The organism is Micromonospora sp. CNB394, from assembly GCF_000374985.1.
Lineage (GTDB): Bacteria > Actinomycetota > Actinomycetes > Mycobacteriales > Micromonosporaceae > Micromonospora > Micromonospora marina.
The window spans coordinates 278,644-303,801 of sequence record NZ_KB895827.1 but is presented as its reverse complement, the minus strand read 5'-3'; the positions used below and the strand labels follow the sequence as shown (position 1 = coordinate 303,801).

General features: G+C 73.3%; 24 protein-coding genes, 1 rRNA gene and 4 pseudogenes. 10 read left to right on the top strand and 19 right to left on the bottom strand.

Translation table 11 applies throughout. From position 1 onward, the window contains the following. Positions 1-121, bottom strand: a 16S ribosomal RNA gene (locus tag C569_RS0107265); the annotation flags it as partial. Between the two features lie 610 nt (positions 122-731). Beyond that, a complete protein-coding gene (gene tyrS, locus C569_RS0107260) occupies positions 732-2,015 on the bottom strand; it encodes a tyrosine--tRNA ligase (RefSeq protein WP_026267809.1) in 1,284 nt (427 codons plus the stop codon). A gap of 108 nt (positions 2,016-2,123) precedes the next feature. Here tyrS and C569_RS0107255 point away from each other — a divergent pair, with 108 nt between their 5' ends. The 4 genes from C569_RS0107255 to C569_RS34125 all read left to right on the top strand — a co-directional run bounded on the left by C569_RS0107255 (position 2,124) and on the right by C569_RS34125 (position 4,501). Continuing rightward, the gene (locus tag C569_RS0107255) at positions 2,124-2,507 is read left to right on the top strand and encodes a PaaI family thioesterase (protein ID WP_196806692.1); all 384 of its coding nucleotides are present in this window, start codon (positions 2,124-2,126) and stop codon (positions 2,505-2,507) included. An 86-nt stretch (positions 2,508-2,593) separates the two neighbouring features. Then, positions 2,594-3,820, top strand: a complete 1,227-nt coding sequence (locus tag C569_RS0107250; RefSeq protein ID WP_018785128.1) for an NRAMP family divalent metal transporter — start codon at positions 2,594-2,596, stop codon at positions 3,818-3,820. Further along, entirely contained in the window at positions 3,817-4,197 is a 381-nt protein-coding gene (locus C569_RS0107245; RefSeq protein ID WP_018785127.1) for a hypothetical protein, read from the top strand. The genes C569_RS0107250 and C569_RS0107245 overlap by 4 nt, the downstream gene beginning before the upstream one ends. Continuing rightward, the gene (locus C569_RS34125; protein WP_018785126.1) at positions 4,184-4,501 is read left to right on the top strand and encodes a hypothetical protein; all 318 of its coding nucleotides are present in this window, start codon (positions 4,184-4,186) and stop codon (positions 4,499-4,501) included. Before C569_RS0107245 ends, C569_RS34125 begins: the two co-directional genes overlap by 14 nt. Positions 4,502-4,523: 22 nt before the next feature. Here the strand turns inward: C569_RS34125 and C569_RS34995 are convergent. From C569_RS34995 to C569_RS0107225, 4 genes and pseudogenes are all read right to left on the bottom strand, one after another. Beyond that, positions 4,524-4,583 (bottom strand): annotated as a pseudogene (locus C569_RS34995) (hypothetical protein); the annotation flags it as partial. Further along, positions 4,580-5,935, bottom strand: coding sequence for a hemolysin family protein (locus C569_RS0107235; protein ID WP_018785125.1), 1,356 nt, complete (start codon positions 5,933-5,935; stop codon positions 4,580-4,582). The gene C569_RS0107235 and the pseudogene C569_RS34995, both read right to left, overlap by 4 nt. Positions 5,936-6,081: 146 nt before the next feature. Continuing rightward, positions 6,082-6,717 carry a hypothetical protein gene (locus tag C569_RS0107230; RefSeq protein ID WP_018785124.1) on the bottom strand — a complete coding sequence of 212 codons (636 nt, stop codon included), beginning with the start codon at positions 6,715-6,717 and terminating at the stop codon, positions 6,082-6,084. 9 nt (positions 6,718-6,726) lie between these two features. After that, positions 6,727-7,230, bottom strand: coding sequence for a GNAT family N-acetyltransferase (locus C569_RS0107225; RefSeq protein ID WP_018785123.1), 504 nt, complete (start codon positions 7,228-7,230; stop codon positions 6,727-6,729). A gap of 38 nt (positions 7,231-7,268) precedes the next feature. On the opposite strand from C569_RS0107225, the gene C569_RS34990 reads away from it, so the two are divergent. The 3 genes and pseudogenes from C569_RS34990 (at position 7,269) to C569_RS0107215 (ending at position 8,524) form a co-directional block, all read left to right on the top strand. Continuing rightward, positions 7,269-7,469: a hypothetical protein gene (locus tag C569_RS34990; protein ID WP_018785122.1), complete on the top strand. Its 201-nt coding sequence runs from the start codon at positions 7,269-7,271 to the stop codon at positions 7,467-7,469. Next, positions 7,402-7,548: pseudogene (locus C569_RS34985) on the top strand (universal stress protein); the annotation flags it as partial. The gene C569_RS34990 and the pseudogene C569_RS34985, both read left to right, overlap by 68 nt. A gap of 91 nt (positions 7,549-7,639) precedes the next feature. After that, positions 7,640-8,524 carry a universal stress protein gene (locus C569_RS0107215; protein ID WP_018785121.1) on the top strand — a complete coding sequence of 295 codons (885 nt, stop codon included), beginning with the start codon at positions 7,640-7,642 and terminating at the stop codon, positions 8,522-8,524. A gap of 104 nt (positions 8,525-8,628) precedes the next feature. Here C569_RS0107215 and C569_RS33620 read toward each other — a convergent pair. Continuing rightward, positions 8,629-8,715: pseudogene (locus C569_RS33620) on the bottom strand (NADPH-dependent FMN reductase); the annotation flags it as partial. After that, positions 8,712-9,756, bottom strand: a pseudogene (locus C569_RS29900) (LLM class flavin-dependent oxidoreductase). The pseudogenes C569_RS33620 and C569_RS29900, both read right to left, overlap by 4 nt. Before the next feature lie 96 nt (positions 9,757-9,852). Here C569_RS29900 and C569_RS0107200 point away from each other — a divergent pair. The 3 genes from C569_RS0107200 to C569_RS0107190 all read left to right on the top strand — a co-directional run bounded on the left by C569_RS0107200 (position 9,853) and on the right by C569_RS0107190 (position 11,488). Continuing rightward, entirely contained in the window at positions 9,853-10,491 is a 639-nt protein-coding gene (locus C569_RS0107200) for a DNA-3-methyladenine glycosylase (protein ID WP_018785118.1), read from the top strand. A gap of 153 nt (positions 10,492-10,644) precedes the next feature. After that, positions 10,645-11,070, top strand: coding sequence for a hypothetical protein (locus C569_RS0107195; RefSeq protein WP_036345302.1), 426 nt, complete (start codon positions 10,645-10,647; stop codon positions 11,068-11,070). A 64-nt stretch (positions 11,071-11,134) separates the two neighbouring features. Further along, positions 11,135-11,488, top strand: coding sequence for an MmcQ/YjbR family DNA-binding protein (locus C569_RS0107190; RefSeq protein WP_018785116.1), 354 nt, complete (start codon positions 11,135-11,137; stop codon positions 11,486-11,488). 261 nt (positions 11,489-11,749) lie between these two features. Here C569_RS0107190 and argH read toward each other — a convergent pair whose 3' ends face one another. The 11 genes from argH to C569_RS0107135 form a co-directional block, all read right to left on the bottom strand. Beyond that, complete coding sequence (argH, locus tag C569_RS0107185) at positions 11,750-13,213, bottom strand: argininosuccinate lyase (RefSeq protein ID WP_026267807.1); 1,464 nt, start codon at positions 13,211-13,213, stop codon at positions 11,750-11,752. 14 nt (positions 13,214-13,227) lie between these two features. Continuing rightward, positions 13,228-14,433 carry an argininosuccinate synthase gene (locus tag C569_RS0107180; RefSeq protein WP_018785114.1) on the bottom strand — a complete coding sequence of 402 codons (1,206 nt, stop codon included), beginning with the start codon at positions 14,431-14,433 and terminating at the stop codon, positions 13,228-13,230. Continuing rightward, on the bottom strand, positions 14,430-14,942 hold the full coding sequence (locus C569_RS0107175; protein WP_018785113.1) for an arginine repressor: 513 nt from the start codon (positions 14,940-14,942) through the stop codon (positions 14,430-14,432). The genes C569_RS0107180 and C569_RS0107175 overlap by 4 nt, the downstream gene beginning before the upstream one ends. Further along, complete coding sequence (gene argF / locus C569_RS0107170) at positions 14,939-15,865, bottom strand: ornithine carbamoyltransferase (RefSeq protein ID WP_018785112.1); 927 nt, start codon at positions 15,863-15,865, stop codon at positions 14,939-14,941. Before argF ends, C569_RS0107175 begins: the two co-directional genes overlap by 4 nt. Continuing rightward, positions 15,862-17,091: an acetylornithine transaminase gene (locus C569_RS0107165; protein ID WP_018785111.1), complete on the bottom strand. Its 1,230-nt coding sequence runs from the start codon at positions 17,089-17,091 to the stop codon at positions 15,862-15,864. Before C569_RS0107165 ends, argF begins: the two co-directional genes overlap by 4 nt. Then, a complete protein-coding gene (gene argB, locus C569_RS0107160) occupies positions 17,088-17,975 on the bottom strand; it encodes an acetylglutamate kinase (RefSeq protein WP_018785110.1) in 888 nt (295 codons plus the stop codon). The genes C569_RS0107165 and argB overlap by 4 nt, the downstream gene beginning before the upstream one ends. Before the next feature lie 116 nt (positions 17,976-18,091). Beyond that, on the bottom strand, positions 18,092-19,264 hold the full coding sequence (gene argJ / locus C569_RS0107155; protein ID WP_018785109.1) for a bifunctional glutamate N-acetyltransferase/amino-acid acetyltransferase ArgJ: 1,173 nt from the start codon (positions 19,262-19,264) through the stop codon (positions 18,092-18,094). Then, a complete protein-coding gene (gene argC, locus C569_RS0107150) occupies positions 19,261-20,262 on the bottom strand; it encodes an N-acetyl-gamma-glutamyl-phosphate reductase (RefSeq protein ID WP_018785108.1) in 1,002 nt (333 codons plus the stop codon). The genes argJ and argC overlap by 4 nt, the downstream gene beginning before the upstream one ends. A 174-nt stretch (positions 20,263-20,436) precedes the next feature. Then, positions 20,437-22,989, bottom strand: coding sequence for a phenylalanine--tRNA ligase subunit beta (pheT, locus tag C569_RS0107145; RefSeq protein ID WP_018785107.1), 2,553 nt, complete (start codon positions 22,987-22,989; stop codon positions 20,437-20,439). A gap of 26 nt (positions 22,990-23,015) precedes the next feature. Continuing rightward, entirely contained in the window at positions 23,016-24,077 is a 1,062-nt protein-coding gene (gene pheS, locus C569_RS0107140; protein ID WP_018785106.1) for a phenylalanine--tRNA ligase subunit alpha, read from the bottom strand. A 168-nt stretch (positions 24,078-24,245) separates the two neighbouring features. Then, complete coding sequence (locus C569_RS0107135; protein ID WP_026267806.1) at positions 24,246-25,130, bottom strand: RNA methyltransferase; 885 nt, start codon at positions 25,128-25,130, stop codon at positions 24,246-24,248. Positions 25,131-25,158 lie beyond the last annotated feature (28 nt).

The following is a 25,158-nucleotide window of genomic DNA, read 5'->3' as shown; positions in this document are numbered from 1 at the left end:
TTACTCACGTGTTACTCACCCGTTCGCCGCTCGAGTACCCCGAAGGGCCTTTCCGCTCGACTTGCATGTGTTAAGCACGCCGCCAGCGTTCGTCCTGAGCCAGGATCAAACTCTCCAACAAAAACTTGTCGAACAGCAATCAACCTGACAACAAAAGTGTTGCCAAAGGAATCCCAACCAGCAACCATTCCAAAGAACAGCCACCAGTCCGGGGTATAAAACAATTGGCACTGGCTTTACAAGCACCCTGTTGAGTTCTCAAAGAACAACCACACACCAACCGCAAGCCCCACACCGTGGAACCCCGACCGGGGCATTTCGTCCGCTCACCCGCCGCTCTCGCGCCGGGCACTTTTACTACGTTACCCGGTGGTTTCTGCCGTGTCAAACCGGTGTTTCCCGGTTTGTCGTGCATCACCCTTTACCGGGCACCCCGATTCGACCGGCTTCCGCCGGTCGTTCCGAGGAATTCGGCAGGCCGGCCGCCCGCGGTTTCCCGCTGGCTCGTCCGTATCCCTACCGGCCAACGACCTTACCCGGTCGGTTCCGCCTCGCCAAATCCGCCTCCCAGCGGATCCGGGGCACCACCCGGCTCTCAGGTCCTGCGCTCCGGCCTTCAGGTCTTTCGCCCTGTTTCGTCCGTTCCGCGCTGGCAGAGAGAAAGTTACGCGCCCAGCGGAGTGATCGTCAAATCCGCTGGGCGCGTCCCGCGTCACACAGTCGACAGGCGGCTATCCGCGCAGTTCGACGCCGGCGAACGAACGCTTTCCCCGGCGCAGCACGAGGTACCGGCCGTGCAGCAGGTCGTCCGCGGACACCGTGGCGTCCACAGCGGAGATCCGGGTGTTGTTGACGTACGCACCGCCCTCGGCGATCACCCGCCGGGCCTCCTTCATGCTCGGCACCAGGCCCGACTCCTTGAGCAGACCGGCCACGTCCGGCAGCTCGTCGAGGTGCACCAGGCCGGCCTCGGTCAGCGCGGCGCGCAGCGTCTCCGGAGCCAGCTCGTCGAGCGAGCCGCGCCCGAACAGCGCCTGGCTCGCGGCGACCGCCTGCGCCATCTCCCGCTCGCCGTGCACGAGCGTCGTCAGCTCCTCGGCCAGCGCCCGCTGGGCCAGGCGAGCCTGCGGGCGTTCCGCGGTGGCCTTCTCCAGTTCCTCCAGCTCCTCGCGGGAGCGGAAGCTGAAGTACCGCAGGTACCGGCTGACGTCCCGGTCGTCGGCGTTGACCCAGAACTGGTAGAACGCGTACGGGCTGGTCATCTGCGGGTCGAGCCAGACCGTGCCGGTCTCGCTCTTGCCGAACTTCGTGCCGTCGGCCTTGGTCACCAGCGGCGTGGTGAACGCCTCGACCGGCCCGGCGCCGCGCCGCCGGATGTAGTCCACCCCGGCGGTGATGTTGCCCCACTGGTCGGAGCCGCCGTACTGGAGCCGACAGCCGTGCCGGCGGTGCAGCTCGAAGTAGTCGTTCGCCTGCAGGAGCTGGTAGCTGAACTCGGTGTAGCTGATGCCCGTCTCCAGCCGCGCCTTGACCACCTCGCGGGCGAGCATCTTGTTCACCGGGAAGTGCTTGCCGACGTCCCGGAGGAACTCGACCACCGACATCTCGCCGGTCCAGTCCAGGTTGTTGACGAGTTGCGCCGCGTTCTCCCCGGAGTACGTGACGAACGGCGAGAGCTGCTCGCGGATGCGCTCCACCCAGCCGGCGATCACCTCGGGCGGGTTCAGCGTCCGCTCCGCGCTCTCCTTCGGGTCGCCGATCTGCCCGGTGGCGCCACCGACCAGCAGCAGCGGCCGATGCCCGGCCTGCTGGAGCCGGCGGGCCATGACGACCTGCATCAGGTTGCCGATGTGCAGGCTCGGCGCGGTGGGGTCGAAGCCCACGTAGAAGGTGGTGCTCCCGCCGTCGAGCAGCTCGCGCAGTTCGTCGAGGCCGGTCGAGTCCTGGATCAGGCCCCGCCACAGCAGGTCGTCGGTCAGGGAGTCCCGCCCCTGCGGGAGGTTGCTGTCGGTCACGGTCACCGATTGTCCCCCATCCCCGCCCCTGGCCCGTACCGGGTTTGCCCACGTGGCGGCGACTAGGCTGGCGGCGCCCGTCGAACGCGAGGAGGAACCGCGGTGGACATGCCGAACTTGACCGGTGGCTTCGTGGCCCTGCTGGGCCTGACGTTCGACGAGGTCAGCGGGGACCGGGTGGTGATCCGCTGGAAGGTCCGCCCGGAGCTGCACCAGCCGTACGGGATCCAGCACGGCGGCGTCTACTGCTCGGTGGTGGAGACGGCGGCGAGCATCGGCGGCGCGCTCTGGCTGGGCGACAAGGGCACCGTCGTCGGGGTGTCGAACCAGACCGACTTCCTGCGCGCGGTGCGTGACGGGGAGCTGACCGCTGTCGGCACGCCCGTGCACCGGGGCCGCAGCCAGCAGCTCTGGCTCGTGGAGATCACCGACGCCGACGGCCGGCTGGTGGCCCGGGGTCAGGTTCGGCTGCAGAACCTCACCACCGCCTGACCTCCGCGGGCTGGCCGATTCAGCCCGAAAAGGGGAACTGACCCCGATATCGTCGCCTCGGTGAGGACGTCCGCTCCCGGCCCGACGTGAGGAAGCTGTTCGCCGCCACGCTCGGCGTGCTGTCGGCGGTCGGCGGGTTCGTCGACATCGGCGACGTGGTGGCGGCCAGCCAGGCGGGCGCGCTGTTCGGCATGGCCCACACCTGGGTGCTGCTGGTCGGGGTGGTCGGCATCTGCGCGTACGCGGAGATGGCCGGCCGGATCGCGGCGGTGAGCGGACGGGCGGTGTTCGACCTGGTCCGGGAGCGGCTCGGGCCGCGGGTCGCGCTGCTCAACCTGGTCGCGTCGTGGCTGGTCACGGTGGTCACGCTCGCCGCGGAGCTGGGTGGGGTGGCGCTGGCGCTGCAACTGGCGACCCGGCTGAGCCACCTGTTCTGGGTGCCGCTCGCGGCGCTGGCCGTGTGGCTGGTGCTGTGGCGGCTGCGGTTCGAACTGATGGAGCGGATCTTCGGCCTGGCCGGGCTGGCGCTGCTGGTGTTCGCGGTCGCGCTGGTGGCGCTGCCGACCGACTGGCCGGCACTCGGGCAGGGCGTGTGGCAGGTCGGCGCGTCCGGGCACGGCTGGCCGCTGTACTGGTTCGTGGCGGTGGCGCTGTTCGCCTCGACTGTGAGCCCGTACGAGGTGTTCTTCTTCTCCTCCGGCGGCGTGGAGGAACGGTGGAGCGCGGCGGACCTGGCGCGGGCCCGTTCGAACGTGCTGGTCGGTTTTCCGGTGGGCGGGTTCCTGGCGTTGTCGCTGATCGCCGTGGCGACGGTGGCCTATCACCCGTCCGGGGCGTCGCTGAGCACGCTGGACGAGGTGGCGCGGCCGGTGGCCACGGCGCTCGGTGGCGCCGGCCTGGCCGCCGCGGTGCTGGCGTTCTTCGCGGTGACGTTCGGCGCGGCACTGGAGACCGGGCTGTCGGCGGCGTACGCGGCGGCGCAGTACTTCGGGTGGCAGTGGGGCAAGCGGGTCCGTCCCCGGGAGGCGGCCCGGTTCCACAGCGTGCTGCTCGTCGGCCTGCTGCTCGGTGTGGTGATGCTGATGACGACTGTGGACCCGGTGCGGCTTACCGAGTACATGCTGGTGCTGAGCGCGGTGGTGCTGCCGCTGACGTACCTGCCGATCCTGGTGGTCGCCAACGACCGCGGTTATCTCGGCGACCGGGTCAACGGGCGGTGGACGAACCTGCTCGGCGCGGTGTTCCTGGTGCTCATCGTCGCGGCCTCGGTGGCGGCGATCCCACTGGCGGTCATGACGGGGATGGGGCGATGAGGGTTCAGCTCGCCGAGCGGCTGCTCGACCGGCAGATCGTCGACGTGGACGGGCTGCTCGTGGGGCGCGTAGACGACATCGCTTTCGCTGTCGACGACGAGGGTTTCCCGTACGTGGACTGCCTGCTCACCGGGCAGGGCGCGCTCGGGGAACGGATCGGCGGGCGGGTCGGGCGGCTGCTGGTGGCGGTGGCGGACCGGTTCACCGACGACCCTTCGGTGCCGCCGTTACGCGTCCCGCTGTCCCAGGTGGCCCGGGTGGACAGCGCGGTGCGGCTGCGCTGCCCGGCGGCGGACCTTCCGCCGTCGCCGGTGGAGGCGTGGCTTCGCCGGCACCTGATCGAGCGGATCCCGGGGTCCGGCCGTGCGAGCGGGTGAGCTGCTCGGCCGCACCGCGTACGACCTGCACGGGCGGCGGCTGGGCCGGGTGGTGGACGTGGTGGTGCGCGGCGGGTGGCCGCCGGACCGGCTGCGGATCACCGACGTGATCGTCGCCGGGCACTGGTGGACCCGGGTGATCAGCCGGCTGATCGGTCCCGAGCTGCATCCCTCCGGGCCGTGGCTGCTGCGGGTGATCGCCCGGCTGGTCGGGCGGAGCACCCGCCAGCTGCCCGCCGACGCGGTGCAGCTGCTCCCGCCGGTGCCCGGTTTCCCGTTCGGCCCCCCGGCCGGGCGCCGCTGAGCCGGGCGCCGCTGAGCCGGGCGCCGCTGAGCCGGGCGCCGCTGAGCCGGGCGCCGCTGAGCGACCGGCGGGCGCCGGTCAGCGGCGTGCCTCGTCGAGTTCGGGGGCGTCGGCCGGGTCGGTGGCGTCGTCGGTGGTGTCGTCGTCCGGGGAGCCGTCGTGGCGGCCGCGCCGGCGGACGCGCACCTCGGTGATCGCCCGCTGGTCGACGCCGGCCACCGACAGCTCCCAGCCGTCCACCGTGACCTGCTCCCCCGCCACCGTCGGGATGTGCCCGAGGCAGATCAGCACCAGCCCGGCGACAGTGGTGTAGTCGCCCGCCGGCCGGTTCGGCAGCTCCACGCCGAGGTCGGTCAGGTCGTGCACCGGGAACGTGCCGGGCAGCACCAGTGTGCCGTCGGCCTCGGTGCGCACGGCGCGCAGGTCCCGGTCGGTCTCGTCGTAGATCTCGCCGACGATCTCCTCCAGGATGTCCTCCAGCGTCACGATCCCGTCGACCGCGCCGCGCTCGTCGACCACGAGCGCGATGTGCTGGCGTTCGGCCTTGAACTGGCGCAGCGCGTCGACCACCGGCAGCGAGTCGGGCAGCAGCATCGGCGGGCGGGCGATCTCGTCGACCGGCCGGTCGTCGGAGACCCCGACCAGGTCCCGCAGGTGGATGACGCCCACCGCCTCGTCCAGGCCGCCGTGGCGGACCACCGGCGCCCGCGAGTGGCCGGTCGCCGCCAGGACGAGCCGCGCGGCCTCCGCGGTGGTGCCGCTGTCGAGCGTGAAGACCTGCAACCGGGGTACGAGCACCGCGCGCAACTGCCGGTCGGCGATCTCCACCGCACCGGCGATGATCGTGCGCTGTTCCTTGGTGAAGCCGTGGTTGCCGGCCACGATGTCGCGCAGCTCGTCCGGGCCGATCTCGTCCGGTTCGGCCTTCGGGTCCAAGCCGAACAGGCGTACCACCAGGTCGGTGGTGGCGCCCAGCAGCCAGACGGCGGGCCGGGTGATGCTGGACAGCACGTCCAGCGGGCGGGCCACCAGCAACGCCCACCGCTCGGCCGACTGCATGGCGATCCGCTTCGGGGCCAGCTCACCGAAGACGAGCGTGACGAACGTGAGCACCAGCGTGACCGCGACGATGGCGACGGTCTCGGCGGCGTTGCCGAAGACGCCCAGCAGCGGGACCAGCGGCCGGGCCAGGGACACCGCGGCGGCGGCCGAGGCGAGGAACCCGGCGAGTGTGATGCCGATCTGGATCGTGGCCAGGAACCGGTTCGGGTCCTTCGCGAGGCGGGCGAGGGTCCGTCCGCCCCGGCTGCTGCGCTCCAGCCGCTGCACCTGGCTGTCCCGCAGGGAGACCAGGGCCATCTCGCTGCCGGCGAACACCGCGTTGAGGATCACCAGCACACCGACCAGGGCAAGCTGGCTCCAGTAGCTCTGCACGACCGGTTATCTCCCTCGACCCGATCCGGGTCGGCCGATGGCCGACCCGCCGGCCGGCAGATCCGGTCGGCGTGGCCCTCTGTTGCCCCGCCGGTCCGCGCCTGAATCCTGTGCAATCACTGGGCGTCGACAGGCGGACGCCCGGTTCACCCCCGCGTGGCGGGAACCGGCAGGTCGAGGACGTACGCGCCGCCCTCGGGCCGGAACCCGAGCCGGTGGTAGTAGGGGGCGATCATGCCGGGCGGGCTGACCACCCGGCGGAAGCCCCGGTCGGTGAACAGCCGGCTGCGGCGGTAGACGAACTCCCCCGGGGTGAAGTCGCGGAACGGCGGGGTCACGTAGTCCAGGTCGACCTGGGCCACGCCGCCCGGTTCGGCGTGCGAGAGCATCACGCCGACCACCTCGTCGGCGCGTACCACCAGGAACGCCGAGCGGTCGGCGGCGGCCGGATCCCAGTGGAACCCCGGGTTGAACCGGACGATGTCGGCGGCGTGCACCCGCAGCGTGTGCGCCAGGAACGCGTCGCCGGTGCCCACCTCGACCACCTGGTAGGTCTGCTCGTCGTGCCGGGTGGCCAGCAGCTTGCGCAGATACCACACGTTGATCACGGCGAGGACCACGTTCAGCCCCACCATCGGCCAGACCTGCACGGCGGTGTTGTAGCCGATCAGGATGAGGCAGCCGACCAGGTTGAGCGCGCGCAGCCGCAGGATCCGCGTCTGCAGCAGGGACCAGACCAGCAGCGCGGAGCCGGCCCAGCCGACGATTTCCAGCCAGTTCACCCGGGGAGACTAGCGGTCTGCCTGGTCAGGCCCCTCGGCGGGCAGCTCCAGCACGTACTCCTCGACCTCGCTTCGGCGTGCCGGGGCGTACCCGGAGTCCTCGCCGACCACGACGAAGCCGCACTTGCGCAGCACCGCGAGCGAGGCGGCGTTGTCCTTGGCGGCGCGGGCGCGCAGCGGCCGGTGCGGCACCTCGCGCAGCAGCGCGCGCAGCGCCGCGGTGGCATGGCCGCGCCCCCAGCGCGCCGCGTCGATCCAGTAGCTGACCTCGGTCTGCTCGCCGACCGGGAACGCGGCGACCCGGCCGACCACCTCGCCGTCGACGGTGACGGCCCGGTTGACGATGCGCGGGTCGGCGCGGATGCGCGCCCAGTGCGCGTCGAACGCGGCCCGGTCGGACGGGTCCGTCGGGCCGAACGCGGCCATCCAGTTCGCCTGCGGATCCTGCTCGTGGGCGAAGAAGGCGGGCAGGTCGTCGTCGCGCACCGGGCGGAGCAGCACCTCGTTCGTCACGGCCGGAACGATACGGGCACCCCCCGACACCGCTGCGGGTGGTGAACGCGTTCCTGTGGCCGCTGGTCGGCACGCCGCTGGGCTTGGTCGCCCCGGTGCTGCCCGACGTCGACCTGCGCCAGGAAGCCGAGAAGCTGTTCGAAGAGGCGGTGGGCGAGGCCCGTGCCGACGGCCCGGGTGCTGGTCGAGGGGTCCGTCGGGGCGCAGCTGACGGTGGTCGGCGCGCACAGGCGCGGTAGCCTCGGTGCGCTGCTGCTCGGCTCGGTCAGCCACGGCGTGCTGCACCACTGTCACAGCCCGCTGGCCGTCGTCCGGCACCGGGGCGACCGGACCGACCGAGCCGGTTCGCCGGTCCGGGCGGGGCCGGTGCCGCCACAATGGCCTGAGCCGACCGGAGGGAAAGCACCAGATGAACCGACCCGTCGTGGCGGGAGTGGACGGATCACCGTCCAGCCTGGCCGCCGCCGACCTGGCCGCGGCGACCGCCGTCGCCCGTTCCCGGCCCCTGCTGCTGGTGCACGGATACCTGCACCCGCTCGGCTACGGCGTGCCGCTCAACCCGTACGACCTGGGCGTGCCGGCGCCCACAGCGGAGTCGGAGAGGATGCTGGAGTCGGTCGCCGCCGACCTGGCCGAGCGGCACCCCGGGCTGCGGGTGCAGGTACGACAGGTAGCCGGCGGCCCGGGCGCCGCGGTGGTCGAGGAGTCCCGCCGCGCCGAGCTGGTCGTGGTGGGCAGCCGGGGTGTGGGCGGCTTCGCCGGGCTGATGCTCGGCTCGGTCAGCGGGCAGCTGGCACAACACGGGCACTGCCCGGTGCTCATCGTCCGCCCGGAGGAGCAGCCGATCCCGGTGGACGGCCCGGTCCTGGTGGGCGTGGACGGCTCCGACTCGGCCGCGTACGCGATCGAGCTGGCGGCGGACGAGGCCGAGCGTCGCGACGCGGAGCTGGTGCTCGCGCACGTCCGGTCGCCGGAACACGGCGCGGTGGCGCCGCAGGTCGCGGCGGAGGCGGCCACCGCCGGTCAGGCCGAGGCCGCGGGACTGCTGGCCGAGGCGGCCGACCGGGTCCGGGCGGCGCACCCGGGCCTGCGGGTGACGGAGCGGCCGCTGACCGCCGCGTCCCCGGAGAACGCGCTCGTGGAGGCCAGCGGCGAGGCGTCGCTCGTGGTGGTCGGTTCCCGGGGCCGGGGTGGCTTCGCCGGGCTGCTGCTCGGCTCGGTCAGCCAGGCGCTGGTGCAGCACTCCCACTGCCCGGTGCTCGTGGCCCACCGGCCCGAGCCGGCCGACGACTGACGCGCGGCGCGGCTGGCAGGGTCCGGTCCGCCGAGCCGCCGGTGTCAGGACGGGTCGCGGCCGGCGAGCAGCTCGGCGAAGTCGGTGGTGAGCGCGAACGGGTCGGCCGCGGCGAGCTGGTCGGCGAGCAGGCGGGTGGACGACGGCTGGCCGAGCCCGGCCGAGACCACCGCCAGGGTACGGCTGGTCATCGCTGCTCCCCGGCGGCCGGTGCGGCGTCGCGGGCGGCCAGCAGGCTCGCGTGGGTGGGGGCGGCGGGCACGTGCGCGCGACGCATCGAGTCGAACTCCTTGCGCAGCACCGGCACCACCTCCTCGCCCAGCAGGTCGAGCTGCTCCAGCACCGTCTTCAGCGGCAGTCCGGCGTGGTCGATCAGGAACAGCTGCCGCTGGTAGTCGCCGACGTAGTCGCGGAAGCTCAGCGTGCGGTCGACGACCTGCTGCGGGCTGCCCACGGTCAGCGGCGTCTCGCGGGTGAACTCCTCCAGCGACGGGCCGTGCCCGTAGACCGGGGCGTTGTCGAAGTAGGGGCGGAACTCGCGTACCGCGTCCTGCGAGTTGCGGCGCATTGAACACCTGCCCGCCGAGGCCGACGATGGCCTGGTCCGGCGAGCCGTGGCCGTAGTGCGCGTACCGCTGGCGGTAGAGGCCCACCATCCGCTGGGTGTGCTCCTTGGGCCAGAAGATGTGGTTGGCGAAGAACCCGTCGCCGTAGTACGCGGCCTGCTCGGCGATCTCCGGGCTGCGGATCGAGCCGTACCAGACGAACGGCGGTACGCCGTCGAGCGGGCGCGGGGTCGAGGTGAACGACTGCAGCGGCGTGCGGAACCGGCCCTTCCAGTCGACCACGTCCTCGCGCCACAGCCGGTGCAGCAGGTCGTAGTTCTCGATGGCCAGCGGGATGCCGTTGCGGATGTCCTGCCCGAACCAGGGGTAGACCGGGCCGGTGTTTCCGCGGCCCATCATCAGGTCCGCCCGGCCGTCGGCCAGGTGCTGGAGCATCGCGTAGTCCTCGGCGATCTTCACCGGGTCGTTGGTGGTGATCAGCGTGGTAGCTGTCGACAGCAGCAGCCGTTCGGTGCGCGCGGCGATCCAGCCGAGCATGGTGGTCGGCGACGACGGTACGAAGGGCGGGTTGTGGTGCTCGCCGGTGGCGAAGACGTCGAGGCCGACCTCTTCGGCCTTGAGCGCGATGGCGGTCATGGCCTTGATCCGCTCACGCTCGGACGGCATCGCCCGCACAACATGTTTGACGAGTCAACTATTCCGGCGGCCGCCCGCCCCGTCGTGGCCCGGCTCACGCGCCACCCACCGACTACCCTTGCCGCGATGACGTACCCCTGGCTCTCCGCGCCCGCCGCGCAGGTCGCCGAGACCGCGCGGACGCTGCTCGGCTGGACCGTGTCGGCCGGCGGCGTCACCGTCCGGCTCACCGAGGTCGAGGCGTACGCGGGCACCGGCGAGGACGCGGCGTCGCACGCCCATCGCGGGCCGACGCCGCGCAACAGGGTCATGTTCGGGCCCGCCGGGCACGTCTACGTGTACTTCGTGTTCGGGATGCACTGGTGCGCGAACATCGTCTGCGGTCGCGACGGCGAGGCGGCGGCGGTACTGCTGCGCGCGGGCGAGGTGGTCGACGGCGTCGAGACCGCCCGCGAGCGCCGGCCGCGCGCCTCCGACCGGGAGCTGGCCCGCGGGCCGGCCCGGCTGGTCACCGCGCTCGGCCTCGGGCGGGAGGCGAACGGCACCTCGGCGATCGACGGCAGCGGCCCGCTGCTGCTGACGCCACCGGCGAGCCCCGTCGACCCGGCGCGCATCGTCACCGGGCCACGCGTCGGGGTCGCCGCCGCGCACGACCTGCCGTGGCGGTTCTGGCTGGCGGACGAGCCCAGCGTCAGCGTCTACCGGCGGCACACGCCGCGCCGCCGGCCCGCCCCGGCCGCCCCGGTGCGGAACTCACCGGCCTGAGTCGGCCGTTCCGGGCAACCCGGAACACCCTGCGGCGCGTCTGTCGTGCATGACGCGCCGTCTTCTCACCACGCCCGGAGGCACGGCGTTGTGCACGAATGACTTTCAACAGGGTGTTGACAACAGGTCATTCTTGGGTGTGGGATGGACGGCATGGTCACCGTGGACAACGACCCGTTCACCGCTCCGGATGCTGCCCAGGCCCGGGCGCACCGCAACTACGCGGCGCTGCTGCGGATCGCCGAGCGGCACGCCGGCACGAACTCCCGCCGCCGGCGCTACGCCCACCCGGACGTGCCCGACGCGTACGAGGCGGCCACGCTGGTGATGGCGCTGGCCGGGGGCGCCGAGCTGGACGAGGGCGAGGAGCCCGTCGACCAGGCCGACCTGATGGCCGCGCTGACGCTGATCCCGCACGTGCGGGCCGAGGTGGACGTGCTGGAGGCCGGCCTCTTGCAGGTGGCCCGCGGGCGGGGCATGACCTGGCAGGCGATCGCCTTCGGGCTGGGGCTGGGCAGCGCCCAGGCGGCCCGGCAGCGCTACGAGCGGCTCACCGTCCGCACCGGCACCGGCGACTGATCGACGGCGCGGGCTGTCACAGCGGCGGGCGAGACTGTGCCGGACGACGGCACGGGAGGACGCGATGACGCGCGAGGAGATGCTGGCCTACTGCCTGGCCAAGCCGGGAGCCTGGCTCGACCGGCCGTGGGAGGGCGACAAGGTGGTGAAGGTGGGCAGCCGCATCTTCGCGTTCCTCGGCTCCCCCGACGGTGAGGCCCGGCTCGGGGTGAAGTGCGGGGCGTCCCGGGAGGTGGCCGACGAGTGGCTGCACCGGTTCCCGGCCGACGCACGCCCCTCCCCCTACATCGGCCGGTCGGGCTGGAACACCCTGCGGCTCTCCGGCGGCATCCCGGACGACGAGCTGATCGAGGCGGTCGACGGTTCGTACGACGCGGTGGTGGCCAAGCTCCCGAAACGCGAGCGCCCCACCGGCTGACCGGAGAACCGGACGGAGCACTGAACAGCGCTGGATCGGACGGTGCACCGAGCGGCGGAGTCCGAAGTCCGAGACCGCAGCCCGAGGTCCCGCAAGGCAGGATCCGCATTCCACAAGGCAGGACAGCTGTAGATCTTGGAAGCTTAGCGCCCCTATGGGGGCCATTTCGTACCAAGATCTCGGCGCGGGGCGCCGCGCCGGGCGCCCGGCGTGGGGCTGGTCCGGGACGGGGCGAGCCCTGCCCCGGACCAGCCGCGCAGGTCAGCGGGGTACGACCCGCTCGGCGGCCCACTCCCGCCAGCCGGTCAGCTTGTCCGCCGCGGCGGCGAGCTGGTCGGCGACCGGGCCGGGGCCGGTGGAACCGGGCGTGATGCGGGCGGCCAGCGCCGAGCGCACCGACAGCACGTCGCGCACAGACGAGTCCAGATGCTCGCTCACCGCGGCCAGGTCGGCGTCGGACACCTCGTCCAGCGCGCAGTCGCGGGCCGCGCAGAGCGCCACCAGCTTGCCGGTGATCTCGTGTGCGTCCCGGAACGGCACGTTGCGCCGGACCAGCCAGTCCGCGACCTCGGTGGCCAGCGAGAAGCCCGACGGGGCGCTCGCGACCAGCCGGTCCACCCGGACCGTCATCGTGGAGATCATCCCGGCCAGCGCGGGCAGCAGCAGCTCCAGCGTGTCGACCGCGTCGAACGCCGGCTCCTTGTCCTCCTGCATGTCCCGGTCGTACGTCATGGGCAGGCCCTTGAGCATGGTGAGCACGCTCATCAGGCCGCCGACCAGGCGGCCGGACTTGCCCCGGGCCAGCTCGGCGATGTCCGCGTTCTTCTTCTGCGGCATGATCGACGAGCCGGTGGCGAAGGCGTCGTCCAGCTCGACCCAGCCGAACTCCTGCGACGTCCAGAGCACCACCTCCTCGCCGAGGCGGGACAGGTGCACACCGATCATGGCGGTGACGAACAGGAACTCGGCCACGAAGTCGCGGTCCGCCACCGCGTCCATCGAGTTGGCGAACGAGGTGCGGAAACCCAGCTCCTTGGCGACCGCCACCGGGTCCAGCGGCAACCCCGAGCCGGCCAGCGCGCCCGCGCCGAGCGGGCTGATCGCGGTCCGCTCGTCCCAGTCGCGCATCCGCTCCAGGTCGCGCAGCAGCGGCTGCACGTGGGCCAGCAGCCAGTGCCCGAACGTCACCGGCTGGGCGTGCTGCAGGTGCGTCATGCCCGGCGCGGCGGTGTCCACGTGCCGCTCCGCCTGCTCCACGAGGGCCTCGGCCAGCTCGACCAGCCGGGCCGCCACACCGCGGGCGTGGTCGCGCAGGTAGAGCCGCAGGTCGGTGGCGACCTGGTCATTGCGGGACCGGCCGGCACGCAGCTTGCCGCCGAGGCTGCCGAGCCGTTCCAGCAGGCCACGCTCCAGTGCGGTGTGCACGTCCTCGTCGTCGACGGTCGGCCGGAACGCGCCGGAGGCGCACGCCGCCTCCAGGTCGTCCAGCGCCGCCAGCATCCGGCCCAGCTCGTCCGGGTCGAGCAGGCCGGCGCCGGCGAGGACCCGGGCGTGCGCCCGGGAACCGGCGATGTCGTACGGGGCGAGGCGCCAGTCGAACTGGACGCTCACCGACAGCCGCGCGAGCGCCTCGGCGGGACCGCCGGCGAACCGGCCGCCCCAGAGGCTCGTCCGGTTGGCGGCGGCGCTGTTCTCGGTCAGGCTCTTGTCGTCCACCCCACCCATTGTGGTGCCCCCCATCAGGCCCCTCCCATCCGGGCGTCCCGTCGCGCGGCCATCGTGCTGGGCAGTCCCCACAGTTGTACGAATCCCTTCGCCAGCGACTGGTCGAACGTGTCGCCGGTGTCGTAGGTGGCCAGGCCGACGTCGTAGAGGCTCGCCTCGGAGCGCCGGCCGGTGACCACCGCCCGGCCGCCGTGCAGGCGCAGCCGTACCTCGCCGGTCACGTGCCGCTGGGCGTCGTCGATGAACGCGTCCAGCGACCGCTTCAGCGGCGAGAACCAGAGCCCGTCGTAGACCAACTCGCCCCAGCGCTGGTCGACGCCGCGCTTGAACCGGGCCAGGTCCCGCTCGACGGTCACCGCCTCCAGCTCCTGGTGGGCGGTGACCAGGGCGAGCGCGCCGGGCGCCTCGTACACCTCGCGGCTCTTGATGCCGACCAGCCGGTCCTCGACCATGTCGAGCCGGCCCACGCCGTGCGCACCGGCGCGCCGGTTCAGCTCCCGGATCGCCTCGTACGGCGTGACCGTCTCGCCGTCGATCGCGACCGGGACTCCGCCGTCGAACATGATCACCACGTCGTCCGGGTCGCGTTCCGACGCCGGATCCCCGGTGTACGCGTAGAGGTCCTCGACCGGGGCGTTCCAGATGTCCTCCAGGAAGCCGGTCTCCACGGCCCGGCCCCACAGGTTCTGGTCGATCGAGTACGGCGACGCCGCCGACACGTCGATCGGCAGCCCCTTCTCCTGCGCGTACGCGATCGCCTTGTCCCGGGTCCAGGCGAAGTCCCGGGCCGGCGCGACGACCGTCAGGTCGGGCGCGAGCGCGCCCAGGCCGACCTCGAACCGGACCTGGTCGTTGCCCTTGCCGGTGCAGCCGTGCGCCACGATCGTGCCGCCGTGGGCGCGCGCCGCCGCGACCAGGTGCCTGACGATCAGCGGCCGGGACAGCGCCGACACCAGCGGGTAGCGGTCCATGTAGAGGGCGTTGGCCCGGATCGCGGGCAGGCAGTAGTCGGCGGCGAACTCGTCGCGGGCGTCGACCACCTCGGACTCGACGGCGCCGCAGTCGAGCGCGCGCTGCCGGATCACGTCCATGTCCTCGCCGCCCTGACCGACGTCGACGGCGACCGCGATCACCTCCGCGCCGGTCCGCTCGGCCAGGTAGGGAATGGCGACCGAGGTGTCCAGGCCCCCGGAGTACGCCAGCACGACCCGCTCGGTCACGACGTGCCCCCTTCGGCGGCGTCGTCGCGGCGGGCCCAGGCGGCGAGCCGCTCGCCCAGCGCGGCGCCGCCGTCGGCCTCGCGGGCCACGACGAGGATGGTGTCGTCGCCGGCGATGGTGCCGACGATCTCGGTCAGGCCGGCCCGGTCCAGCGCGCTGGCGAGGTACTGGGCCGCGCCCGGCGGGGTGCGCAGCACCGCGATGTTGCCGCTGGAGTCGACGCCGTTGAGCAGTTCACGCAGCAGCCGGACCAGCCGGGCCGGTGCGCCCTCGGCGTCGCGCAGCGGCCGGTGCCCGTCCTCCGGGATCAGGTAGACGCCCCGCCCGTCGCCGCTCCGCGCGGTCACCGCTCCCAGTTCCTTCAGGTCCCGCGACAGGGTGGCCTGGGTGACCTGGATGCCGTCGCCGGCGAGCAGGTCGGCCAGCTCGGTCTGCGAGTGGATGGGGGTGTCGCGGATCAGCTCGACGATGCGGGCGTGCCGCGCGGCGCGGGTCAGCGGAGCGGTCATGCGGATTCCTCCAGGAGAAACGTCAACAGCGCCTTCTGGGCGTGCAGCCGATTCTCCGCCTGGTCGAACACCGCGCTGTGCGGGCCGTCGAGCGCCTCGTCGGTGATCTCCTCGCCCCGGTGGGCGGGCAGGCAGTGCAGCACGATCACGTCGGCGTCGGCGTGGCCGAGCAGCGCGGCGTTGATCTGGTACGGCAGGAACGGGGTGATCCGGTCCAGCCCGTCGGCCTCCTGCCCCATCGACGTCCAGGTGTCGGTGGCGACGACGTGCGCGCCGCGTACCGCCTCGGCCGGGTCGGTGAGCACCCGTACCGATCCGCCGGTGGTGGCGGCGATCTTCTCGGCGCGGGCCACGATCTCCGGGTCCGGCTGGAACCCGGCCGGGCCCGCGATCCGCACGTGCATCCCGCCGGTCGCGCCGGCCAGCAGGTACGAGTGGGCCATGTTGTTCGCCGCGTCGCCCACGTACGTGAGGATCCGCCCGGCGGTGCCGCCGAAGCGCTCCCGCACGGTGAGCAGGTCGGCCAGGAGCTGGCAGGGGTGGTACGTGTCGGTGAGCGCGTTGACCACCGGCACCGTGGCGTGTCCGGCCACCTCGGCGATCCGGTCGTCGCCGTGGGTGCGCAGCACGATCGCGGCGACGTAGCGGGACAGTACCCGGCCCGCGTCGGCCAGCGTCTCGCCCCGGCCGAAGTGGGTGACCTGGGTGTCCACCACGAGCGGATGCCCGCCCAACTCGGCGATGCCCACGTCGAACGAGATCCGGGTGCGCAGGCTCTGCTTGTCGAACAGCACCGCCACCGACTTCGGCCCGGTCAGGGGCTGGTGCGCGTACCGGTCGGCCTTCATCCGGGCGGCGAGGTCGAGCACGGCGGCCTGCTCGGCGGGCGTGAGGTCGTCGTCGCGCAGGAAGTGGCGGATCATGCGGGAGCCTCCGTCGGGGTCGTGGCGGCGGGCGCGGCGGCGCCGGTGGCGGACGGTGCCGGCGCGGCGGCGGACAGCGCAGCCGGCAGGGCGGCGAGGAACGCGTCGGCCTGCGCCCCGGTGAGGATCAGCGGCGGGGCCAGCCGGACCACGTCCGGCTGCACCGGGTTGACCAGGAAACCCGCCTCGCGCAGCGCGGCCGTGGCCGCACCGGAGACCGGCTGGTCGAGCACGATGCCGAGCAGCAACCCGGCGCCGCGCACCTCCCTGACCAGCGGGTGCCCGAGCGCCTCGACGCCGCGCCGCAGCCGCTCGCCGACGCGCTTGACGTGGTCGAGCAGGCCCTCGTGCGCGATCGTGGACACGACCGCGAGCGCGGCGGCGCAACTGACCGGGTTGCCGCCGAACGTGGTGCCGTGCGAGCCCGGGGTGAGCAGGTCGGCGGCCCGACCGAAGGCCAGGCAGGCGCCCAGCGGCAGTCCGCCGCCGAGACCCTTGGCGAGCGTGATCACGTCCGGCTCGACGCCCTCGGCCTGGTGGGCGAACCAGTGGCCGGTCCGGCCGACGCCGGTCTGCACCTCGTCGAGCACCAGCAGCGCGCCGTGCGCGGCGGTGACCCGCCGGGCCGCGGCCAGGTAGCCGGGCGGCGCGACGACCACGCCGTTCTCGCCCTGGATCGGCTCGACGATCAGCATGGCGGTGTCGTCGGTGACCGCCGCGGCCAGCGCCTCGGCGTCGCCGAACGGCACGTGCGTCACGTCGCCGGGCAGCGGGCGGAACGGGTCGGCCTTGGCCGGCTGCCCGGTCAGCGCCAGCGCGCCCATGGTCCGGCCGTGGAAGCCGCCGTGAGTGGCGACCACGTGCCGGCGGCCGGTGAGCCGGGACAGCTTGAACGCGGCCTCGTTGGCCTCCGCGCCGGAATTGGCGAAGAACACCCGGCCCGGGCGGCCGGCCAGCGCGAGCAGCAGCTCGGCCAGCGCCACCGGCGGCTCGGCGACGAACAGGTTCGACACGTGCCCGAGCGTCGCCACCTGCCTGCTGACGGCGGCCACCACCGCCGGGTGGGCGTGACCGAGCGCGTTGACGGCGATGCCGCCGAGCAGGTCGACGTACTCCCGGCCGGTCTCGTCGACCACGACGGCGCCGGAGCCGGAGACGAGCGCCAGCGGCGGCGTGCCGTAGTTGTCCATCATGGTGGCGTTCCACCGCTGCACCAGCGTGCTCATGACTCGACCACCATGGTTCCGAAGCCCTCCGACGTGAACACTTCAAGCAGCGTGGAGTGGGCGACCCGGCCGTCGACGACATGCGCGGCGGGCACTTTCCCGCGCACCGCCCGCAGGCAGGCCTCCATCTTCGGAACCATGCCCGACTCCAGGGACGGCAGCAGCTTCGCCAGGTCGTCCGCGGTGATCTCGCTGATCAGACTGGACGTGTCGGGCCAGTCGGCGTACAGGCCGGGCACGTCGGTCAGCACGACCAGCTTGCGGGCGTCCAGCGCCACCGCGAGTGCGGCGGCGGCGGTATCCGCGTTGAGGTTGTGCAGCACCCCGTCGGCATCAGGCGCGACAGTCGAGATGACCGGGATCCGGCCGGCAGCGATCAGGTCGGTGACCGCCGAGACGTTCACCGACTCCACGTCACCGACCTGGCCCACGTCGACCGCTTCCCCGTCCACGTACGCGGGGCGGCGCACGGCGGTGAACAGCCCGGCGTCCTCACCGGAGAGGCCGACCGCGTACGGGCCGTGCGCGTTGATCAGCCCGACCAGTTCCCGGCCGACCTGACCGACCAGGACCATCCGGACCACGTCCATCGCCTCCGGGGTGGTGACCCGCAGGCCACCCCGGAACTCGCTGGCGATGCCCAGGCGGCCGAGCATGGCGGAGATCTGCGGACCGCCGCCGTGCACCACCACCGGCTTCAGCCCGGCGTAGCGCAGGAACACCATGTCGGCGGCGAACGCCCGCTGGAGTTCGGGGTCGACCATGGCGTTGCCGCCGTACTTGACCACCACCGTGGCGCCGGAGAAACGGGCCAGCCAGGGCAGCGCCTCGATCAGCGTGGCGGCCTTGGCCTGGGCCCGGGTGAGGTCAGCGGAGAGGTTCATGCTGAGCCCGCCTTTCGTTCGCGACTGCGGGACTCCGCTTCGCTGCGTTCCTCGCGCTCACCGAGCCCGCCTTTCGTGCGCGACTGCGGGACTCCGCTTCGCTGCGTTCCTCGCGCTCACGTGGAGTAGGCCGAGTTCTCGTGGACGTACGCGTGGGACAGGTCGTTGGTCCAGATGGTGGCCGCGTCGGCACCGGCGTGCAGGTCGATCCGGACCGTGACGCCGCGGCCGGTGAGGTCCACCTTGGCGCGGTCCTCGGCGGCGGCCCCGCCCCGGCACACCCAGACGCCGTTCACCGCGACGTCCACGCCGTCCGGCTCGAACACGGCGGCGGTGGTGCCGACCGCGGCGAGGATCCGGCCCCAGTTCGGGTCGTTGCCGAACAGCGCGGTCTTCACCAGGTTGTTGCGGGCCACCGTGCGGCCCACCTCGACCGCGTCGTCCTCGCTCGCCGCGCCGACCACCTCGATCGCGACCTCCTTGGTCGCGCCCTCCGCGTCGGCCAAAAGCTGACGGGCCAGGTCGTGGCAGGCGGCGGTGACCGCGGCGGTCAACTCCTCGGCGGTCGGCTCGATGCCGGAGGCGCCGCTTGCGAGCAGCAGCACCGTGTCGTTCGTCGACATGCAGCCGTCGGAGTCGACCCGGTCGAACGTGATCCGGGTGGCGGCGCGCAGCGCGGCGTCCAAGGCGTCCGGCCCGGCCACCGCGTCGGTGGTGAGCACGCAGAGCATGGTGGCCATGGCCGGGGCGAGCATGCCCGCGCCCTTGGCCATCCCGCCGACGCTCCAGCCCGTACCAGGCGCCACTGTCGTCTTGGGCCGGGTGTCGGTGGTCATGATCGCCTCGGCCGCCGCCGGGCCGCCGTCGCGGGACAGGCCGCGCACCGCCTCGCGTACGCCGGGAAGCAGCTTGTCCATCGGCAGCCGCTCGCCGATCAGGCCGGTCGAGCAGACCGCGACCTCGCCCGCGCCGACGATGAGCCGCGCGTTCGCCGCGGTGATCGCGGCGGCGGTGTGCTCGGCGGTGGCGTGGGTGTCCTGGAAGCCGGCCGGGCCGGTGCAGGCGTTCGCGCCGCCGGAGTTGAGCACCACGGCGCGCACGACGCCGCCGTGCACGACCTGCTGGCTCCACAGCACCGGCGCGGCCTTGACCCGGTTGGCGGTGAACACACCGGCGACGCCGGCGTCCGGACCGTCGTTGATGACGAGGGCGACGTCGGCGGCGCCGGAGGACTTCAGTCCGGCCGCTACACCTGCGGCGCGGAACCCACGGGGGACGGTGACGCTCACGGGGCCACTCCAAACACGGACAGACCGGTGGTCTCCGGGAGACCCACCATCAGGTTGGCGTTCTGCACCGCCTGGCCGGCCGCGCCCTTGCCCAGGTTGTCGATCGCGCTGACCACGATCACCCGGCCCGAGTCGGCGTCCACAGTCGCCTGGAGGTGGCAGGAGTTCGAGCCGGTGGTGGCGGCGGTGTGCGGCCACGCCCCCTCGGGCAGCACGTGCACGAACGGCGCGTCGGCGTACGCGGCGGCCAGCACCGCGCGCGGGTCGGCGTCGCCGGTGGGCGCCGCGGTGACGGTGGCCAGGATCCCCCGTGGCATCGGCGCGAGCACCGGGGTGAAGGACAGGCCGGTCGCGCCGGTGGCCTGCCTGATCTCCGGTACGTGCTGGTGCGCCCCCACCTTGTAGGGCGACAGGTCGCCCATCACCTCGCTGCCGAGCAGGTGGGCCTTGGCGGCCCGGCCCGCGCCGGAGGTGCCGGAGGCGGCGACCACCACCACGTCGTCGGGACGTACCGCGCCTGCGGCGATCAGCGGGGCCAGCGCGAGCGTGGTCGCCACGGCGTAGCAGCCGGTGCTGGCGACCCGCGACGCGGCAGCGATCTCGGCCCGCCGGCCGGGCAGCTCGGGCAGCCCGTAGGTCCAGGCGCCGGCGTGCTCCCCGCCGTAGTAGCGAGCCCAGGCGGCGGCGTCGCGCAGCCGGTGGTCCGCGCCCAGGTCGACCACCTTGACCGTGCCGGGCAGCGCCGCGGCGAGCGCCGCGGACTGCCCGTGCGGCAGGGCCAGGAAGACCAGGTCCGCGTCGGCCAGGGTCGCCGGCTCGGTCGCGGCGAAGACGAGGTCCAGGCCGGCGAGGTGCGGGTGTACGGCGGCGACGGGCTGACCGGCCTGGCTGTGCGCGGTGGCGGCGATCAGCTCGAACTCGGGGTGACCGGCGAGCAGGCGCAGCAGTTCGCCCCCGGCGTATCCACTCGCCCCGGCAACAGCAACCCGAATGCCCATACCCACCTCCGCATGACTATGCAGAGGAGGTTACCCGTTGCGACCACGTCGCCGCAAGGTCATACGGCGCATCGCATAGGCATGAGACGGCGTTCACCCGGCCGCCCGCGCGCGTGCCGGGTGTTAAGAGGGGCCCCCTCCTCTACCTGAGGCGTTAAGAGGGGGCCCCTTCTTTCAGGCGCCGCGCAGGGTGGCGCCGAAGCGCTCGGCGGCCACCGCCACCGCCGCGTCGCGCGCGGCCACCGCCTCCTCGCCCGCGAGGGTCCGGTCCGGGGCGCGGAACGTCAGCTTGTACGCCAGCGACTTGCGCCCCTCGCCGAGCTGCTCGGAGGTGTAGACGTCGAACAACCGGACGTCCTCCAGCAGCGCGCCCGCACCCTCGACCAGCGCGGCCCGCACCTCGGCCGCCGGCACCGACTCGTCCACCACCAGCGCCACGTCGATCAGGGCCGGCGGGAACGTGGAGATGGTCGGGCCGGCCGCCAGCGGGGCGGCCGGCAGCGCGTCCAGGTCCAGTTCCATCGCACTGGTACGCCGGGGCAGCTCCAGCGCGGCCAGCACGGCCGGGTGCAGCTCACCGGCGTGACCGACGACCACGTCGTCCACCACCAGTTCGGCGCAGCGGCCCGGGTGCCAGGGCGCCCGCTCACCGGCCCGTACCGTCACCCGGTCGGCGGGGATCCCGGCGGCGTCGAGCACCGCCCGGCCCGCCTCGACCGCGTCGGCCCAGCCGGCCGTGCGGCCCGCGCCCCACCAGCCGGCCGGCTCGATCTCACCGGTGAGCGCCACCGCGACGTGCCGGGGCTGGACGGGCACCACCGCGTCGGCGGCGGCGAACTCCTCGTCGGTCGGCCGTCGGTCCACGCCCATCGCGGGCGGGGCGCCGGCGCCGGGACGCGGGTGGAAGACGGTGCCGATCTCGTAGATCGCCACGTCCCGCTGGCCCCGGCCGACGTTGCGCTTGACGATGCCGAGCAGCGGGCCGAGCAGCGTGGTGCGCAGCAGCGGCTCCTCCTCCGACAGCGGGTTCGCCAGCCGTACCGCGGGACGGCGCGGGTCGTCGGCGGGCAGGCCGAGCTGGTCGACCAGCTCCGGCGCGACGAACGGCTGCGCCAGCACCTCGACGTAGCCGCGCTCGGCGAGGGAACGGGCGACCGCCCGGCGGCGCTGCTGCTGCCAGGTCAGGCCCCGGCCGGGCGGCGCGGTGGGCAGCACCGACGGCACGCGGTCGTAACCGTCGAGGCGTACCACCTCCTCCACCAGGTCGGCCGGGTCGGTCAGGTCGGGCCGCCAGCTCGGCGGCGTCACGGTCAGCACGTCGCCGGCGCCGACCCCGGCGGCCGTGCCCACCGTGCCCGGGTCCTCGGCGAGCCGGTCGGCGCCCCGCGTCACAGTGCAGCCGACCTGCTCCAGCAGCTCCACCACCCGGTCCGGTGAGTACGTCACGCCGACCCGGAGCGACGGCAGGTCCACCGGCAACGTCACAGGCGTACGCGGCGCGACGTGGTCGATGTCCAGCACCTCCTCGCCGGTGGTTCCGCCGGCGAGGTCGGTGAGCAGCCGGACCGCCTTGTCCAGCGCGACGAGCGGCAGCGCCGGGTCCACGCCCCGCTCCCACCGCTTCGCGGCCTCGCTGAACAGCTTGTGCCGCCGCGCGGTACGGCCGACGGTGGCCGGATCCCAGTGGGCCGCCTCGAACAGCACGTTCGTGGTGGAGGCGAGCACCTCGCTCGTCTCGCCGCCCATCACCGCCGCCAGCGAGATCGGGCCCGTGTCGTCGCAGATCACCAGATCCTCGGCGGACAGGGTGCGGCTGACCCCGTCCAGTGTGGTCAGCTTCTCCCCCGCCTCGGCGCGGCGCACCACGAGCGCCCCGGCGATCCGGTCCGCGTCGAAGGCGTGCATCGGCTGACCGAGTTCGAGCATCAGGTAGTTGGTGATGTCGACGGCGAGCGAGATGCTGCGTACCCCGGCCACGGTGAGGCGCTGCCGCATCCACCCGGGCGTCTCCACGGTCGGGTCGACGCCGCGCACCATCCGCGCCGCGAACCGGTCGCAGCCGACCGGGTCGCGGACCTCCACCGGGTACGCCGGCTCGGCGGTCGCGCCGGGCGCGGGCGCGTCGGCCGGGTCGCGGAACGGCACCCCGAGCGCGTGCGACAGCTCCCGGGCGATGCCCCGCACGCTCAGCGCGTACCCCCGGTCCGGGGTGATCTCCATCTCGACCACGACGTCGTCCAGGCCGACGACGGGCCGGGCGTCGTCGCCGGGCTGGGCCTTGACGTCCTCGGGCAGCACGACGATGCCCGAGTGGTCGTCGCCCAGCCCCAGCTCCTGCGCCGAGCAGATCATGCCGTGGGAGTTGCGCCCGTACGTCTTGCGCGCGCCGATGGCGAAGCCGCCGGGCAGCACGCCCCCGGGGAGGATCACCACGACCTTGTCGCCCACGGCGAAGTTGCGCGCCCCGCAGACGATCTCCTGCGGCTCGCCGGTGCCGTTCGCGGCGCCGACGTCCACCCGGCAGAAGCGGATCGGCTTCTTGAAGCCGGTCAGCTCCTCGATCTCCAGGACCTCGCCGACGACCAGCGGGCCGGTGACCGACTCGCGCAGGTCCACCACGGACTCCACCTCGATGCCGAGGTCGACCAGCGCCTGCTCCAAGTCGCCGGTGGGCAGGTCGGCCGGCAGGTCGACGTACTCCCGAAGCCAACTGACAGAGACTCGCATGACTGTTAAACCACCGTTCCCGTAGCTCAGGCGCCGAACGCGCGGGTGAACCGCACGTCGCCCTCGGCCATGTCCCGCATGTCACTGACGCCGTGCCTGACCATCACGGTCCGGTCGATGCCCATGCCGAACGCGAATCCGGAGTAGACCTCCGGGTCGATGCCGCAGGCGCGCAGCACCCGCGGGTTGACCATGCCGCAGCCGCCCCACTCGACCCACTGCGGACCGTCCCGGTGCTCCGGGAACCAGACGTCGAACTCCGCCGACGGCTCGGTGAACGGGAAGTAGTGCGGCCGCCAGCGTGTCTTCGCGCCCTCGCCGAACATCGCCCGGGCGAAGTGGTCGAGCGTGCCGCGCAGGTGCGCCATGGTGATGCCCTTGTCCACCACCAGGCCCTCGACCTGATGGAACACCGGCGCGTGGGTGGCGTCCAGCTCGTCGGTGCGGTAGACCCGGCCCGGCACCACCACGTAGATCGGCGGCTTGCGGCTGAGCATGGTGCGCGCCTGCACCGGCGACGTGTGCGTGCGCAGCACGAGGCCCGATCCTTCGGGTGCGATGTGGAACGTGTCCATCAGGCCGCGCGCCGGGTGGTCGGCCGGGATGTTCAGCGCGTCGAAGTTGGTCCACTCCAGCTCGACCTCGGGGCCCTCGGCCACCTCGTAGCCCATGCCGATGAACAGGTCGCTGATCTGCTCCATCAGCACGCTCAGCGGGTGGCGGGCGCCGCGCGGCCGGCGGTCGTACGGCAGGGTCACGTCGACCCGCTCCTCGACCAGCACCCGCGCGGCCCGTTCCCGGTCCAGGATCTCCTGCCGGGCGGCGTACGCGGACTCGATGGCCCGGCGGGACTCGTTGACCCGCTTACCGGCGTCGGCCTTCGCTGCCGGCGGCAGCGCGCCGATCTCCCGGCGGGCCAGCGACACCGGGGACCGGTCACCGAGGTGCGCGGGGCGCAGCGCGGCGAGCGCGTCCGGGTCGGCGGCCCCGGCGAACGCCTTCTCGGCGTCTGCCACGGCCCCGGCCAGGGCGTCCGGGTCGAGCAGGGCGACCTGCTTCGGGTCGTACGGATCGTTGCGGTAGCTCATGGTGAACGGGCACTCCCTCACGGCGGCGCCGACCCTCGCGGGTGGCTAGGCGAGTCTACGGACGCGCGGCTTCGCCGCAGCCCGCCGGTGGGGAGTCGTGCAGGGGGAAGGGTCAGGCCCGCCGCCCGCCGACACCGGCGGGCTGGCTAAACGAACGCCGTGGCGCGTTCATGACGAGGCGGACTCCCCTGCATTCTCTCGCGTGCCCCGGAAGGCACGCAGTGCTCTGGCAGAAGAATACAGGCAGACGGCCGCCGCCGCAGCCAGGTTCAGGCTCTCCGCGCGCCCGTGCAGCGGCACCCGGACCCGGGCGTCGGCGGCGCCGGTCAGCTCCTCGGGCAGGCCGTGCGCCTCCGAGCCGAACAGCCACGCGGTGGGGGCGGCCAGCCGGCCCGCGTCGGCGAGGTCGTCCAGGTCGCTGTCGCCGTACCCGGTGGTGGCGAAGACGGTGAGGCCGGCGGTCCGCAGCGCCTCGACGGCGGCGAGCGGGTCGGCGGCGCGCACCACGTCGACGTGGAAGAGGCTGCCGGCGGAGGCCCGCACGCACTTGCCGTTGTAGGGGTCGACCGCCTCCCCGGCGAAGACCACAGCGCCCGCGCCCGCCGCGTCGGCGGTGCGCAGCACGGTGCCGGCGTTACCCGGGTCGCGGATCCCGGCGAGCACCGCCACCAGTCGCGGCCCGCGCGCCACGGCCTGTTCCAGGGGTACGTCGAGGTGCCGGCACACCGCAACCAGCCCCTGCGGGGCGACGGTCTCGGTGAGCGCGGCGAGCGCGGCGTCCGTCACCTCGGAGACCGGCACGTCGGCCCGGGCGGCCGCGGCGGCGAGGTCGGCGTACCGGTCGAGTGCCGCCGGGGTGCCGAACAGCTCGACCACCGTGCCGGCGCGGGCGAGCGCCTCCCGGACCGCCTGCGGCCCCTCGGCCAGGAACCGGCCGGCCTGGTCGCGGTCACGGCGGCGCTGCAGCCGGCGGGCGGCCACGATCCTCGGGGTACGCGGGGTGAACGGTCCGGGATCGGCGTCGAGGCGCCTCCCCTGCGAATGTGAGTGCATGGGAGACGCCTCGATCTGCCGTGCGGGG